The following is a 15,052-nucleotide window of genomic DNA, read 5'->3' as shown; positions in this document are numbered from 1 at the left end:
AATTCTGGTGGGTCTGGGTGGACTTGAACCACCGACCTCACCCTTATCAGGGGTGCGCTCTAACCACCTGAGCTACAGACCCGGTTTTGCTTGTCCTACAACAAGCCAAGTCGGGTCCGAAAGACCCTTTTGCTCTCTTTATTAGCCAACCAAGTAATTCGTGTGGACTCTGACCGAAGCATTCGGCTTCGTTTAAGGAGGTGATCCAGCCGCAGGTTCCCCTACGGCTACCTTGTTACGACTTCACCCCAGTCATGAACCACACCGTGGTGATCGTCCTCCCGAAGGTTAGACTAACCACTTCTGGTGCAATCCACTCCCATGGTGTGACGGGCGGTGTGTACAAGGCCCGGGAACGTATTCACCGTGACATTCTGATTCACGATTACTAGCGATTCCGACTTCACGGAGTCGAGTTGCAGACTCCGATCCGGACTACGATGCGTTTTGTGAGATTAGCTCCCCCTCGCGGGTTTGCAGCCCTCTGTGCGCACCATTGTAGCACGTGTGTAGCCCTGGCCGTAAGGGCCATGATGACCTGACGTCATCCCCACCTTCCTCCGGTTTGTCACCGGCAGTCTCCCTAGAGTTCTCAGCCGAACTGCTAGCAACTAGGGATAGGGGTTGCGCTCGTTACGGGACTTAACCCAACATCTCACGACACGAGCTGACGACGGCCATGCAGCACCTGTGTCAGAGTTCCCGAAGGCACCAATCCATCTCTGGAAAGTTCTCTGCATGTCAAGGCCAGGTAAGGTTCTTCGCGTTGCGTCGAATTAAACCACATGCTCCACCGCTTGTGCGGGCCCCCGTCAATTCATTTGAGTTTTAACCTTGCGGCCGTACTCCCCAGGCGGTCTACTTAGTGCGTTAGCTGCGCCACTAAGACTTCAAGAGTCCCAACGGCTAGTAGACATCGTTTACGGCGTGGACTACCAGGGTATCTAATCCTGTTTGCTCCCCACGCTTTCGCACCTCAGTGTCAGTGTTGGTCCAGGTAGCCGCCTTCGCCACTGGTGTTCCTTCCTATATCTACGCATTTCACCGCTACACAGGAAATTCCACTACCCTCTACCACACTCGAGCCTGACAGTTCGAAATGCCGTTCCCAGGTTAAGCCCGGGGCTTTCACATCTCGCTTATCAAACCACCTACGCGCGCTTTACGCCCAGTAATTCCGATTAACGCTTGCACCCTCCGTATTACCGCGGCTGCTGGCACGGAGTTAGCCGGTGCTTCTTCTGTGAGTAACGTCAAGCCTCATGGGTATTAGCCATAAGGTTTTCCTCCTCACTGAAAGTGCTTTACAACCCGAAAGCCTTCTTCACACACGCGGCATGGCTGGATCAGGGTTGCCCCCATTGTCCAATATTCCCCACTGCTGCCTCCCGTAGGAGTTCGGGCCGTGTCTCAGTCCCGATGTGGCTGATCATCCTCTCAGACCAGCTACGGATCGTCGCCTTGGTAGGCTCTTACCCCACCAACTAGCTAATCCGACTTAGGCACATCCAATAGCGCAAGGTCCGAAGATCCCCTGCTTTCCCCCGAAGGGCGTACGCGGTATTAATCCGGGTTTCCCCGGGCTATCCCCCACTACTGGGCAGTTTCCTAAGCATTACTCACCCGTCCGCCGCTCGTCAGCGGGGAGCAAGCTCCCCCTGTTACCGCTCGACTTGCATGTGTTAAGCCTGCCGCCAGCGTTCAATCTGAGCCATGATCAAACTCTTCAGTTTAAATCATACAAGAATCCGAAGATTCTCTATTCTTGCTCAAGACAAAACTCAATTTCGACGAGTCACTGTCCTGATATTTCGTATCCGAAATACCTCGGCCAGCGCCCACACGAATTACTTGGTTAACTTTTTAAAGAGCGTTCGGGGCTTGCCCGATCAAGGTGGCGTATTCTACATCGCTCCGCCGCCTTGTCAACCGTTTATTTCTCGTTGTCTCCGTCTCCGGAAACCGCCGAAAAATGAACCGGCTTACTGCTGTATCGAGGCGCGCATTCTACACTGAACCGCCACCTTGTCAACTGCTTTCTGAAGAAATTTGAAACTCGCTTTCTTCAATACTTTCAAACAGTTGCCTTCCGAATCCGGAGCCGCCTAAGTGGCTTACCCCTCGAAAGAGATGCGCATTCTACAGAGCTCAGGCGAGGTGTCAACGGTTCATTTGAAACTTTTTCCAAAGACCGTCACTGCCCCACTATATATCCACTTTTACGGCTGCTGCGGAACGGGTTGCCTTTGCCCGTGCTTCTTCTATCGATTCCGCTTTCGCAAGGGCAACACCCATGCGGCGGCGCCCCTTCAGTTCCGGCTTACCAAAGAGCCTTAACTGGGTATCGGGATGAGCCAGCGCATTTTCAAGGCCGGCATAGGACACCTCTGAAGAATCCCCTTCCGGGAGGATCACGGCTGAGGCGGAAGGCCCCTGCTGGCGAATCGCCGGTACCGGCAAACCGAGGATTGCACGGGCATGCAGTGCAAACTCAGACAGATCCTGGGAAACCAGCGTCACCAGGCCGGTGTCATGGGGGCGAGGTGACACTTCGGAAAACCATACATCGTCTTCCTTTATGAAAAGCTCAACCCCGTATACGCCATAACCGCCAAGATTGCCCGCGACGGCTTCCGCTATTTCCCTTGAGCGGGCCAGGGCTTTTGCACTCATTGGTTGCGGTTGCCAGGACTCCCGGTAATCACCGTCCTCCTGACGGTGACCTATCGGATCACAAAAGGAGATACCATCCCGGTGCTTCACCGTCAGCAATGTGATTTCGTAATCAAAATCCACAAAGCCCTCAACAATCACTCGCCCCTTACCTGCCCTGCCGCCGGTTTGCGCATATTCCCAGGCCGCCTCTATATCGCTTTCTGTTTTGACGGTGCTCTGTCCTTTACCAGATGAACTCATCACCGGCTTCACCACCAGAGGCAAACCAACTTCCCGGACCGCCGCCAGATAATCTTCCCGGGTTTCCGCAAACCGGTACGGTGAAGTAGGCAGCCCCAACTCTTCTGCGGCAAGCCGCCGGATCCCTTCACGATTCATGGTGAGATTGACCGCCCGGGCCGTCGGTATAACCCGACACCCTTCTTTCTCCAACTCCACCAACTCCGGTGTTGCAATCGCCTCGATCTCCGGAACAATCAGATTGGGGCGTTCCTGCTCAATAATCGCTCGAAGCGCCTTACCATCCAGCATATCCACGACATGACTACGGTGGGCCACCTGCATCGCCGGCGCGTTGGCGTAGCGATCAACTGCGATCACCTCGACGCCAAGACGCTGGAGCTCAATGACAACTTCCTTCCCCAGCTCCCCAGAGCCACAGAACAGGACTTTGAAGGCATTTGATTTCAACGGCGTACCAATGCGCACGGTTTCAGACATCGTTCAGGGTTCCTGTAGCTTCAAGGTTTACAGCGCAACTTTCTCTTCACGCCTGGCAACTTTCTTTAGAACTTCACGGCGCTCATCATTGGTCATCCGGGTCCAGCGCATGATCTCATCACCGGTCCGATGGCATCCGATGCAGACATCATTGGCATCAAGAGCGCAGACACTGACGCACGGGGAGCGCACCTTATCAGCAACTTTCATTGTTCAGGCTCATACGGTGCCAGTTGACCAAGATAGCGCTCGGCATTCTCGACATAATGAAGGGCGCTGAGCTCAAGCATCTTCTTCTGGTTGTCATTCAGTTCGCGCTTGATCTTGCCAGGCGACCCTACAACCATGGAGCCATCGGGAATTTCCATGCCCTCGGGTATCAGGGTGTTGGCCCCTATCAGGCAGTGCTTGCCGATCTTTGCACCGTTAAGGATCACGGCATTGATACCGATCAGCGAATAGTCACCGATATTGCAGCCATGAAGCATCGCCTTGTGGCCAACCGTAACACCGCGACCGAGGGTCAGAGGGATCCCCGGATCGGTATGAAGTACTGAGCCATCCTGCACGTTGGACTCGGGGCCAATCGTGATCAGATCGTTATCCCCACGGATGACCACGTTAAACCAGACACTGGCCTTGTCCATCAACCGGACACTGCCAATAACCGTTGCGTTGTCGGCGACATACTGACCAGCGCCCTCCAGTTCTGGCTTGCGATCGCCCAGCGAATAAAACATATCAGCCTCCTGTGCGGGAAGTTTTGGGAGTGGGTGGTTCCAGAAGATCAATACCTGCGCCGTATACGGCGTTGAGAAAATCGACCAGCACCACAGCCGACAACCCCCAGATCTGGTAACGCTCCCATCGGTAACAGGGAACATAAAAAGTATGATTCAGAAAATCGAGAGCATCCGTACGCTCCCTGTTGTCCTCCAGAAAAAACTCCAGAGGGACCCGAAAAATACTCTCGATTTCATAGGGATTCGCAGTCAACGGATGATCGCCGGGAATCACACCCACGTATGGTGTCACCAAGATCCCATACCGCGACATAACCTGACTCAGTGGTGCGACTACCCGCACCTGATCCGGGGGCAATCCGATTTCCTCGTGTGTCTCCCGAAGCGCTGTTGCCGCCAGGGAAGGATCGGACACATCCCGCTTACCGCCGGGGAAAGCCACCTGCCCTCGATGGGTATTGAGATTGGACGACCTCAGCGTGAACACCATTTCGGGATTCCGCTGGTCGTCTGTAACCGGTACAAGAATTCCGGCCTCCGGATAATCCAACGCCAGTTGACGGGGCGCGTATCCGGCAAGCCGTTCTTTAAGGAGGTCGTGCAAAACCCTGCTCCAATTACGACTGGCTATTGAATGAGACAGCGGCAGCGCAGATCGTTAAACTTGCTACCAAACATTTTATAAGTATACGGTGAAACCCATGAAATACTGCAGCACATGCGGCCATCCTGTTGAACAACGAATTCCCCAGGGAGATAACCGCCACCGCTATGTGTGCGTGAGCTGCGAAACCATACATTACCAGAACCCCCGTATCGTAGCGGGCACAGTTCCCATTTGGGAAGGCCGCATTCTGCTTTGCCGGCGCGCCATCGAACCTCGCTATGGTTACTGGACCCTGCCGGCCGGTTTCATGGAAAACGCGGAAACCACCATCGAAGCCGCCGCCCGGGAAACCCGGGAAGAGGCGCTGGCCGAGGTCAACATTGATGGCCTCTACACGATTATCGATGTCCCTCACATCAATCAGGTACACATGTTCTATCGTGCGACGCTGATCGACGGCACCTACGGGGCCGGTGAGGAATCCCTGGAAACCCAGCTGTTCGACCTTGATGACATTCCATGGGACGAGATTTCATTTCCGACGGTCCGGAAAACCCTGGAGCTCTACCTGGAAGATCTGAGACGCGAATCCTTCCAGGTACATGTCAGTGACATTCGCTACTCAATCAAAGCCCGCACGTAAGACCCGCTACATAGCCTCCATTCGGTAGACTTCGTAGGCGGGCTCCTCATAGGGGTGCGCCTTCTTGAACGCTTCCAGCGCCTCACCGATGAGCTCGTCTTTACATACCAGCTCGACCTTGTATTCATCCACCACTTCCAGCTCGCCCTGCTGACCAAGAAATGGCTGACTGCCATCCAGGGGACGGAACTGCCCCTGCCCCCGACATTGCCAGGCACAACAGTCGTAATCACCGATGCGGCCCGCCCCGGCTTCAAATAGCGCCGCTTTGGTTTGTTCCAGGTGTGTTTCCGGCACGAAATAACAAAGCTTGTACATGGCTTTCACTCCTCGAAACGAAACATCCGCCCCAACAACGTCGGATATTTTTTGTACAGATTAAGCATTTACCCACTTACCCACAGAATCTGTGGATAACTCTGGGGAAAGTTTTTGGGTACACGCCCCCATCCCCCGTGATTACTGCACTTTCGTTAAATTGGCGACAAATTCACCTAAAGCAATAAATCTTTATTTATCAATGAGTTAACAAAGTCGATTAAAAGTTGAACCAAAAATCATCTAATTGCTCATGGATCACACAACAGGGCACCAACAATGTGCATAAACGTAATGAGTCAAGAGAAAAAATAGCATTTCCAGGAGAAATTCCCCTTGAATTATGCACAGACTTGAGACTTGCAGGCACAAAAAAACCGGCCTGAAGACTTGCAGTTTTGCAACTCCTCAGGCCGGTTCCCGATTCAAGCAAAGCGATCAGCCAAACCAGCGACGCGCATTGCGGAACATCCGCATCCAGGGTCCGTCTTCCTGCCACTCGCCAGGACGCCAGGAATGCTGAACCGCCCGGAACACCCGCTCAGGGTGAGGCATCATGATAGTGACCCTGCCATCACGCGTGGTCACACCGGTAATGCCAGCCTCGGAACCGTTGGGGTTATAGGGGTACCGCTCGGTCGCCTGGGCGCGATTATCCACATACCTCAAGGCCACCAGCTCGCTTTCCTCCAGAGCCGCAGCGGAAGCCGCACCACCGAATTCGACGCGGCCCTCACCGTGGGCAACCGCAATGGGCATCTTCGAGCCCGCCATACCGTCCATAAACGCAGACGGAGAAGGCATGACTTCGGCCATCACCAGGCGCGCTTCAAACTGCTCTGACTGGTTGCGCACAAAGCGTGGCCACCCTTCGCTGCCCGGGATCAGTTCATGGAGGTTGGAGAGCATCTGACAGCCGTTACAGACACCCAGCGCCAGAGTGTCCTGACGGTTGAAGAATGCCGCAAACTGGTCCCGGACACGATCGCTGAACAAAATCGACTTGGCCCAGCCTTCGCCCGCTCCCAGTACGTCACCGTATGAGAAGCCACCGCACGCCACAAGGCTGTTGAAACCTTCCAGCGAAATGCGACCGGACAGCAGGTCACTCATGTGAACATCAACCGACTCGAATCCAGCCCGATCGAAGGCCGCCGCCATTTCAACCTGACCATTAACACCCTGCTCCCTGAGCACGGCAACCTTTGGCCGGGCACCGGTGTTCACAAACGGAGCAGCGATGTCTTCATTGATATCGTAACTGAGATCGACACTGAGCCCGGGATCTTCCCGATCCAGCAGGTTGTCGAACTCTTCCTGCGCGCACTCGGCATTATCACGCAGGGACTGGACGCGATAGCTTGTTTCCGCCCACAACCGCTGCAAATCAGCCCGGGCTTCATCGACCACCGCTTTGCCTTCAAAGGTAAAGCGGACGCGATCGTCCTCCCTCAAAGAACCAATCACCGAGGTATGATCACCAAGACCGGCTCCGGAGAACTGTTGCAGTACAAAATCGGTGTCTTCGCGGCGCACCTGGATGACAGCCCCGAGCTCTTCGTTAAACAGCTCCCGGGCAAACTGGGAGGCCTCTTCTGCCAGCCCGTCCAGCTTGATGTCGATGCCGGTGTGACCCGCAAAGCTCATTTCGGCGAGGGTTACGAACAGCCCGCCGTCCGAGCGATCGTGATAGGCCAGCAGTTTATTGTCGCCGTTGAGCCCCTGAATGACAGCAAAGAACGCCTTGATATCCTCAGGGTCGTCCAGGTCGGGAGCAACAGCGCCTACGTGGCGATATACCTGCGCCAGGGCCGACCCACCAAGACGGTTCTGCCCCGCGGCCAGATCAATCAGGATCAGGTCGGTGTCGCCGGCATCCGTTATCAGCTGCGGAGTCAGCGTTCGTGCCACGTCGGTAACCGGAGCAAAACCGCTGATAATCAGGGACAGTGGCGATGTCACGCTCTTCTGTTCACCGCCGTCTTCGTCCCAGACGGTTTTCATGGACATGGAATCCTTGCCCACCGGGATGGTAATGCCCAGCTCGGGGCACAATTCCATGCCCACCGCACGAACGGTTTCGTAAAGGTTTTCATCCTCACCCGGGTGGCCCGCTGCGGCCATCCAGTTCGCGGACAAGCGAATATCTGACAGCTCCGCAATGGACGCCGCGGCGAGGTTGGTGATCACCTCACCCACGGCCATGCGTCCGGAAGCCGGAGCATCAATCACGGCGACCGGGGTTCTCTCACCCATCGCCATGGCTTCACCGGTACGGACATCAAAAGAGCTTGCCGTAACGGCCACATCGCTGACCGGCACCTGCCAGGGTCCGACCATCTGGTCCCGGGCCACCAGCCCGGTGATGGTACGATCCCCGATCGTAATCAGGAAACTCTTGGAGCCAACCGATGGCAACCGTAATACCCGCCTGATAGCGTCGTTCAGATCCACCTTGGTGGAGTCGAAGATCGGCTTGGTAAAGGAAGACCGGGATACGCTACGGTGCATGCGCGGCGGCTTGCCGAACAGCACGTCCATGGGAAGGTCAACGGGCTTGTCATCAAAATAGGAGTCACCCAGCTCCAGGTGATGCGCTTCGGTGGCTTCACCAATGACTGCGTACGGGCAACGCTCACGACGGCACAGCACATCAAACTGTTCCAGGTTCTCCGCTGCCACTGCCATGACGTAGCGTTCCTGGGATTCATTGCACCAGATCTCAAGCGGGGACATGCCCGGCTCATCGCTGGGGATATCGCGCAGCTCAAACTTGCCGCCACGACCACCATCCTTGACCAGTTCCGGCATGGCGTTCGACAGGCCACCGGCACCGACATCATGAATGAAGGCGATGGGGTTGTTCTCACCCATCTGCCAGCAGCGGTCAATTACTTCCTGGCAACGGCGCTCCATCTCCGGGTTATCACGCTGTACCGAGGCAAAATCCAGGTTTTCGTTACTGGCGCCGGAATCCATGGACGACGCGGCACCGCCACCGAGGCCAATCAGCATGGACGGACCACCAAGCACAATCAGTTTGGCGCCGACCGGAATATTGCCTTTCTCTACATGCTCGCCCCGGATGTTGCCGAGACCACCGGCAATCATGATGGGTTTGTGATAACCGCGAACTTCCTCACCGGCCGCGCCTGGCACCAGCTCTTCAAAGGTGCGGAAGTAACCGGCCAGATTCGGACGGCCAAATTCGTTGTTGAATGCAGCGCCGCCGATCGGCCCCTCAATCATGATGTCCAGGGGCGAGGCAATGCGGTCCGGCTTGCCGTAACCGATTTCCCAGGGCTGCGGATCATCGGGGATATTCAGGTTCGACACCGTGAAGCCCGCCAGCCCGGCCTTTGGCTTCGAACCGCGACCGGTTGCGCCCTCGTCACGTATCTCGCCACCGGAGCCAGTCGCGGCCCCGGCAGCAGGCGCGATCGCTGTGGGGTGGTTATGGGTTTCCACCTTCATCAGAATGTGGATGTCTTCCTGGTTGTACCCGTAAATACCGGTCTCAGGATCCGGGAAGAAACGGCCACCACGGCTGCCACGAATAACGGAGGCATTGTCCTTGTAGGCGGACAACACCCCTTCACTGTTCATTTCATAGGTGTTGCGAATCATCGCGAACAGGGACTTATCCTGTCCTTCCCCATCGATATCCCAGGAAGCATTGAAGATTTTGTGGCGGCAGTGCTCGGAGTTCGCCTGGGCAAACATCATGAGCTCCACGTCGGTGGGATCGCGCTCCAGCTCCGTGAACGACTTCACCAGATAATCAATCTCATCTTCCGCCAGCGCGAGCCCCAGCGACTGGTTCGCCTCCACCAGAGCATCGCGACCACCGGCCAGGACCGGCACGCGGTTCAGCAAACGGGGCTCTTCATGACTGAACAGTAATTCCGCGCCGCCCATTTCATGAAATACTTTCTGGGTCATGCGGTCATGCAGGAGGGCGGCAATTTTCTCGCGCTGGGCCAGGTTCAGCTTGCGGTTGGCGCGGACGTAATAGGCAATACCCCGCTCAATCCGACGAATCTGACGCAGGCCGCAATTACGGGCGATATCGGTCGCCTTGCTCGACCAGGGAGACAGGGTACCGGGACGCGGAACAACGAGAAACAAAACGCCCTCGGGCTCCTCCACCTGCACACTCGGCCCGTAAGTCAGCAATCGGTCCAGAATCGCCTGTTCCGGCTCGGAAAGCTCAAACTCCAGATCGGTGAAGTGCATGAACTCGGCATAGACGTGCTCAACCTCTGGCACAATGTCCTGAATGCGAGCATGCAATTTACTGGAGCGGAAAGGCGAAAGCGCGGGAGCGCCGCGAAGTTCAAGCATGATAGAAACCTGTATCGCGCGAAACTGGGAGGTCAGGGCACCTGCCAGAACTGGCAGAAGGCACCCGGCCATCTGAAAGGCCGCCATGATACTTGAAAGCGTGGCAGGGATACAGCGCCACACGTGTAATTACGGCCATGTACAATTGACATTGTTTTGCATATTAATTGACCACGTTTATTGACCGGCACGACCGGACCGGAGATCATGGTTTTGTGGCAATGGACGCCACCATCAGCGAAGAACTCGGATCAACCTGCAATGGCTTCAACGGTGATCGCACCAGCGGGGTTTGGTCGTACACTAAGGATCCTGCAGCAGTACCAGGGGAGACTAGGGATTTGTCAAAACTCAAATGGTATGCCAGAAGCCGATTGATGCACTGGCTCTTGCCTTTCGCTATTGTCATGTTGGCAGGCGGATGCTCCAGGCCGACCACATTGCAGGAGATCCGCTCGGAAGGCGTACTTCATATTATTACCCGCACTGCCCCGTCCATATACTTTGAGGGGCGTGATGGTATCACCGGCTATGACTACGAACTCGCCAAACGTTTTGCAGAGAAGCTGGGCGTAGAACTTCGAGTACGCGTGGCCGAGAACAATACCGAAATCCTGTCTGTTCTCGACCGCAATTTCGCCCACATTGGCCTGACTGGCCTGTCGAATCGTCCCGGGCTGGCTGAGAAATATCACGCATTGCCAACAGGAATTGAGGCCGAGTCCGTGGTTGTCTACCACCGGGGCACTGACCGCCCGGAAACCGTCGAAGACCTGGCCGGCACCACCGTGCACCTGGTGGCCGACAGCAACCACGAGCACCGACTGCTGGAGCTCCGGGAAAAACATCCGGATATGAACTGGCAGGTTCACGCCACGCTGGATGCAGCCGGCGTCCTGGCACGTGTGGAGTCCGGGGAATTCACCACGGCCATTGTGTCGTCGAACGAGCTGGACCTGAACCACGTATACTTTCCGCAGGTGAAGGAATCCTTTTCCCTGGGCGAACCGGAAGAACTGGCCTGGCTTTTCCCCGCAGAACAGGACGATTCATTGACAACGGCCGCACGGAATTTTCTCAACCAGCTCCGTGAAGACGGCACTCTCGCACAGCTGTCTGAAAGGTTTTACGGCCACCTTGACCGCCTCAACTACGTGGGTGCCCGCACCTTCGCTCACCACGCCAATAATCGCCTGCCAAAATATGAAGCGCTTTTCCGCAGCTATGCTGAGGAATACGGCATTGACTGGCGATTACTGGCTGCGATCGGTTACCAGGAATCCCATTGGCGCCCGAATGCCGTGTCTCCCACCGGAGTCCGGGGCCTGATGATGCTGACACGGAATACCGCGGGCCAGATTGGCATCAACAACCGGCTGGATGCGGAAGAAAGCATCCATGGCGGCGCGAAGTACTTTACTTTCGTTCACCGCCAGATCCCTGACCGCATTCCGGAACCAGACCGGACCTGGTTCGCACTGGCTTCCTACAACGTGGGTTTCGGCCACCTGGAAGACGCACGAAGACTGACAGAAGACGCTGGCAGGAATCCGGACCGCTGGATGGACGTCAAGGAATTTCTGCCATTGCTGGCGCAGAAAGAATGGTACTCAAAGACCCGTTATGGGTATGCCCGGGGGCACGAACCGGTGATCTATGTACAGAACATCCGCCGCTACTACGACGTTCTGGCCTGGATGACGGAACCGGAAGAAGAACGCCCCGCACCGAAAGAGCCCTGGTTCGTCGATCTGGACGGGGCTGAGACCAGCGACGGTTCCGCCAGTTCCGGGTCCGAAGACGACATGAGAGCCATGTTACCGCGAGAGCTGGGAATGATTCCTCCCACCCTATAACGGTCGGGGCATCACCACTCCCCGCCTTCCCGCTCCACATAATCAAGCGCTGCCTCGACATGAGGCGAAGCGAACCCACGTCGCGTCAGGAACCTCGCCTGGCGCGCCTTCTCCTCCCAGTCCTCACGGATATCGATTCCGCCAAACCGTTTCAGACGCAACCGGATAGCCCGCTCCGACCAGTCTTTGTCATTCAGATCGTTCACACAGGCCGGGGTATGATGCACGCCTCGCTGCTGAAGCTCGGCAAGGATGCGGAGCGGACCGTAACCAAGATCCATGCGTTGGCGGGCGTAGATATCGGCAAAACGGTCATCATCCAGCCAGCCTTCCGCTTCATAGTCATCCAGCACCGGCTCAATCACCTCACTGGGGATTTTTCGTTGCCGCAACTTGAGACTGAGTTCCAGCCTGCTGTGCTCTCGCCTGGCCAGCAACCGCAGCGCTGCCGAGCGGGCCCTGTATTCCAGATCCTCCGGATTTTCCTGTTTTCCCATTCTGACCCTTCCCGCAAACGCAGACAAAACGCTAGACTAGTGCGCCAAAGCGGATGCCTGATATTCAGGCAACCCCTGACTTCTCCGGCCCCCTGCCATGGGATGCCGATGGTCGGTGCCGGCACACTGTGCCCCACACCGGGAACTGGTTTCAATATTCAAGGATACCCTGATGGCTGCATTCATCCAGAAACTGTTCAAAAACCGTAAATCCACCGGAAAATCAGGTGCGACACCGGGTCGGGCAAAAGCCGCGCCGGTGCAACAGAAAGAGACACCGGAAGTGGACCTGAGGAAAGAGCAGCTTGAGGAACAAAAGCAGCAATTATCGGGCTCTCCAACCGGGGATCAGCTGGAGCGGCTGGCTATCAACGGGTTAACCGCTGGCCTGCGTACCGAGGCAGCCCGCCAGATTACCGACAAGTCCGCTCTGCAACGGGTGCAGAAAGAAGCCAAGGGGCGCGATAAGGCCGTCTATCAGCTGGTACGCCAGGCCCTGCAGGAAATCCGCCATGAAGAAGAACAGCAACAGAAAACCCGGGAACGCATAGAAACGTTGGTGGCCCAGGCGGGAGACCAGGCCCGCAGCGAAGACACCAAACTCTACGAAGCCCGCCTGGACGCTCTGCTCAGGCAGTGGGCCGAAGTAGAGCATGAAGCTTCCAGTGAGCAAACCACCGAATTCCTCGAAGCCGTTCACCGCTGCCGCGAACGGGTCGAGCACCTGAAGGCCGAGGCCGAGCAGACCCTGCGCCAGCAGGAGCAACAGAAACAACGCACCGAAACCCTTGAACTGCTGCAAGCAACCCTGGACGAGCTCCGACAACAATCACCGGACCAGGCACCCTCCCTTTCTACACTGGATGCGCTGCAAAAGACCCAGGAAAACCGCTGGCTGGAAGCCACCCGCGAAACGTCGGTTGAAAAGCACGAACAGAAAACCTACGAAAGCTGCATGCAACCGCTGCGCAATTACATCGGGGCGCTGAAGCGATTTACCCAGCACCGGGACCAGCTGTCTGCCCTGACGGAAAACCCATCCGCGGATGGAGATCCGCAGAACGAGGCCCGGGAACTGATCAAGACCATCGACTGGCCAACAGACTTCAGTCGCCCCGCCCAGTTGGAGACGGTCTGTAAACTAGCCGGCACGGCCAAAACAAAACCGGCCCCCCAGCGGGACAGCAAGGAACAGAAACAACAGGCTGATGCCCTGAAAACCACCCTGGAGAAGCTGGACGCTGCGCTTGAAGCCAAGCAGCTCAAGGAATCCAGACAGCTGTTCAAACACGCCCAGCACCAGTTCAGGGATCTGGATCACCGGCACGGCAAACCATTCCAGGCACGTATGCAACTGCTGGGCGGGCAACTCCGCGAACTGACAGACTGGCAGGGGTTTGCGACCGAACCCAAACAGATAGCCCTGTGTGAACAGATGGAATATCTGGCCACCCAGCCAATGGAGCCGGAAGCCAAAGCCGAGCGCATACACGAGCTTCAGAACGAATGGCGAGAGCTGGGCGGTTCGTCTGACCGGGCGCTTTGGACTCGCTTCAAAGCCGCATCAGACAAGGCATATGAACCGTGCAAAGCCTACTTTTCAGCCAAGTCCGGCCTCAAACAGGCCAACCTGGAAAAGCGCAAAGCGATCTGCGAGGAGCTGGAAACCTTCCTCGGCGCCGCCGACTGGTCCGCGATCGACTGGAAAACCGCGGAGCGTATACACCAGACAGCGCGCCAGGAATGGAAAGCAGCCTGGCCCATTGAGTTCCGGGACAACCGGCCGGTACAGAAACGCTTTGACGCATTACTGAAAAAACTCGAAGACCCTCTGAATACAGAGCGCCATAAGAACGAAGCGCTGAAACAGGACATCGTCGACCGCGCCAACGCGCTGATCAACCATGAACCCCTGACCGATGCGATGGATCAGGCCAAGGCATTACAGACTGAATGGAAACAGATCGGCATCACCCGACACCGGGAGGACCGCAAGCTCTGGCAGGCATTCCGCAAAGCCTGTGACGAGATCTTCGCCCGCCGCGATGCCCGGAAGTCCGAGCAACAACAGGCCGCACGAGAGGCCGACGAGCGGGTGGAATCGGTGATCGCGTCCTGTGAAACCCTGAATGGTGATGAAACCGATACCGGCGTCATCGAAAACGCGCTGGGTGATCTCAAAACCCTGGCGTCGGAACCCGTCTCGCAATCAGTCCGGGATCGCATCGGGGAGCAAAAGCGCCGCTTGTCGGGCATGCTGGAAGACCTTAAAACCCGAAGCAAGGTGCAATCCTGGCAGGACCACGTCCAGGCCCGGCTTGCCGGAAATCAGGACAACGACAGCATCCCGGCAGCATGGCCGGCGCTGGCCGACGAGCCTGACACCATGGACGCCAGGGAGCTGGTCATCCGCGCAGAGATTCTGACCGGCGCGCCCTCCCCTGAATCGGATCAGGGGCGGCGAATGGAAATTCAGGTACAGCGCCTGGCGAACGGTATGGGAAATACAGGAGGTACGGATAGCGACAAGAATCGTCAGTTGGAAAGCCTGGTGGCGAACTGGTGCATCCAGCAACCCCAGGAAGCGCTTGACGATGATCTGGCGACGCGCCTTAACACGGCACTGGAAACGCTGCTGGGCTGAATGT

10 protein-coding genes, 1 tRNA gene and 1 rRNA gene are annotated in these 15,052 nt (G+C 56.6%); 3 read left to right on the top strand and 9 right to left on the bottom strand.

Features of this window, described 5'->3' with window-relative positions; translation table 11 throughout:
* Positions 1 to 5: 5 nt before the first annotated feature.
* The 6 genes from ACJO3M_RS03890 to ACJO3M_RS03865 all read right to left on the bottom strand — a co-directional run bounded on the left by ACJO3M_RS03890 (position 6) and on the right by ACJO3M_RS03865 (position 4,743).
* Positions 6 to 82: transfer RNA gene (locus ACJO3M_RS03890), tRNA-Ile, on the bottom strand.
* Positions 83 to 193: 111 nt separating this feature from the next.
* Positions 194 to 1,733, bottom strand: a 16S ribosomal RNA gene (locus ACJO3M_RS03885).
* Between the two features lie 472 nt (positions 1,734 to 2,205).
* Positions 2,206 to 3,396 (bottom strand): formate-dependent phosphoribosylglycinamide formyltransferase, encoded by a 1,191-nt coding sequence (gene purT / locus ACJO3M_RS03880; RefSeq protein ID WP_406999874.1) that lies wholly within the window; start codon positions 3,394 to 3,396, stop codon positions 2,206 to 2,208.
* 27 nt (positions 3,397 to 3,423) lie between these two features.
* Entirely contained in the window at positions 3,424 to 3,606 is a 183-nt protein-coding gene (locus tag ACJO3M_RS03875) for a DUF1289 domain-containing protein (protein WP_406999872.1), read from the bottom strand.
* Entirely contained in the window at positions 3,603 to 4,136 is a 534-nt protein-coding gene (locus tag ACJO3M_RS03870) for a gamma carbonic anhydrase family protein (protein WP_406999870.1), read from the bottom strand. Before ACJO3M_RS03870 ends, ACJO3M_RS03875 begins: the two co-directional genes overlap by 4 nt.
* A gap of 1 nt (position 4,137) precedes the next feature.
* Complete coding sequence (locus tag ACJO3M_RS03865) at positions 4,138 to 4,743, bottom strand: NUDIX hydrolase (protein ID WP_406999869.1); 606 nt, start codon at positions 4,741 to 4,743, stop codon at positions 4,138 to 4,140.
* Between the two features lie 97 nt (positions 4,744 to 4,840).
* On the opposite strand from ACJO3M_RS03865, the gene ACJO3M_RS03860 reads away from it, so the two are divergent.
* Entirely contained in the window at positions 4,841 to 5,389 is a 549-nt protein-coding gene (locus ACJO3M_RS03860) for an NUDIX hydrolase (protein ID WP_406987718.1), read from the top strand.
* 6 nt (positions 5,390 to 5,395) lie between these two features.
* On the opposite strand, the gene ACJO3M_RS03855 is transcribed toward ACJO3M_RS03860, so the two are convergent.
* Complete coding sequence (locus tag ACJO3M_RS03855; RefSeq protein ID WP_406999867.1) at positions 5,396 to 5,707, bottom strand: YqfO family protein; 312 nt, start codon at positions 5,705 to 5,707, stop codon at positions 5,396 to 5,398.
* A 438-nt stretch (positions 5,708 to 6,145) separates the two neighbouring features.
* Positions 6,146 to 10,051 carry a phosphoribosylformylglycinamidine synthase gene (gene purL / locus ACJO3M_RS03850; protein WP_406999865.1) on the bottom strand — a complete coding sequence of 1,302 codons (3,906 nt, stop codon included), beginning with the start codon at positions 10,049 to 10,051 and terminating at the stop codon, positions 6,146 to 6,148.
* A 377-nt stretch (positions 10,052 to 10,428) separates the two neighbouring features.
* On the opposite strand from purL, the gene mltF reads away from it, so the two are divergent.
* Positions 10,429 to 11,907 (top strand): membrane-bound lytic murein transglycosylase MltF, encoded by a 1,479-nt coding sequence (mltF, locus tag ACJO3M_RS03845; protein ID WP_406999878.1) that lies wholly within the window; start codon positions 10,429 to 10,431, stop codon positions 11,905 to 11,907.
* Positions 11,908 to 11,918: 11 nt separating this feature from the next.
* Here the strand turns inward: mltF and ACJO3M_RS03840 are convergent, their stop codons facing one another.
* Complete coding sequence (locus ACJO3M_RS03840) at positions 11,919 to 12,404, bottom strand: regulatory protein RecX (protein WP_406999864.1); 486 nt, start codon at positions 12,402 to 12,404, stop codon at positions 11,919 to 11,921.
* Between the two features lie 172 nt (positions 12,405 to 12,576).
* Here ACJO3M_RS03840 and ACJO3M_RS03835 point away from each other — a divergent pair, with 172 nt between their 5' ends.
* Positions 12,577 to 15,048, top strand: a complete 2,472-nt coding sequence (locus tag ACJO3M_RS03835) for a DUF349 domain-containing protein (RefSeq protein ID WP_406999862.1) — start codon at positions 12,577 to 12,579, stop codon at positions 15,046 to 15,048.
* Positions 15,049 to 15,052: the final 4 nt, after the last annotated feature.

Origin of the sequence: Marinobacter alkalisoli, from assembly GCF_045449795.1 — a bacterium.
GTDB lineage: Bacteria > Pseudomonadota > Gammaproteobacteria > Pseudomonadales > Oleiphilaceae > Marinobacter.
Note: the sequence above shows the minus strand (reverse complement) of the source record. Positions and strands in the feature narration are given on the sequence as shown.

Excerpts from the sequence above, each read along its gene's own strand:
- ACJO3M_RS03860 (WP_406987718.1), top strand. The coding sequence starts at position 4,841 with ATGAAATACTGCAGCACATGCGGCCATCCTGTTGAACAACGAATTCCC.
- purT (WP_406999874.1), bottom strand. The coding sequence starts at position 3,396 with ATGTCTGAAACCGTGCGCATTGGTACGCCGTTGAAATCAAATGCCTTC.
- ACJO3M_RS03855 (WP_406999867.1), bottom strand. The coding sequence starts at position 5,707 with ATGTACAAGCTTTGTTATTTCGTGCCGGAAACACACCTGGAACAAACC.
- ACJO3M_RS03870 (WP_406999870.1), bottom strand. The coding sequence starts at position 4,136 with ATGTTTTATTCGCTGGGCGATCGCAAGCCAGAACTGGAGGGCGCTGGT.
- purL (WP_406999865.1), bottom strand. The coding sequence starts at position 10,051 with ATGCTTGAACTTCGCGGCGCTCCCGCGCTTTCGCCTTTCCGCTCCAGT.
- ACJO3M_RS03840 (WP_406999864.1), bottom strand. The coding sequence starts at position 12,404 with ATGGGAAAACAGGAAAATCCGGAGGATCTGGAATACAGGGCCCGCTCG.
- mltF (WP_406999878.1), top strand. The coding sequence starts at position 10,429 with ATGCACTGGCTCTTGCCTTTCGCTATTGTCATGTTGGCAGGCGGATGC.
- ACJO3M_RS03835 (WP_406999862.1), top strand. The coding sequence starts at position 12,577 with ATGGCTGCATTCATCCAGAAACTGTTCAAAAACCGTAAATCCACCGGA.
- ACJO3M_RS03875 (WP_406999872.1), bottom strand. The coding sequence starts at position 3,606 with ATGAAAGTTGCTGATAAGGTGCGCTCCCCGTGCGTCAGTGTCTGCGCT.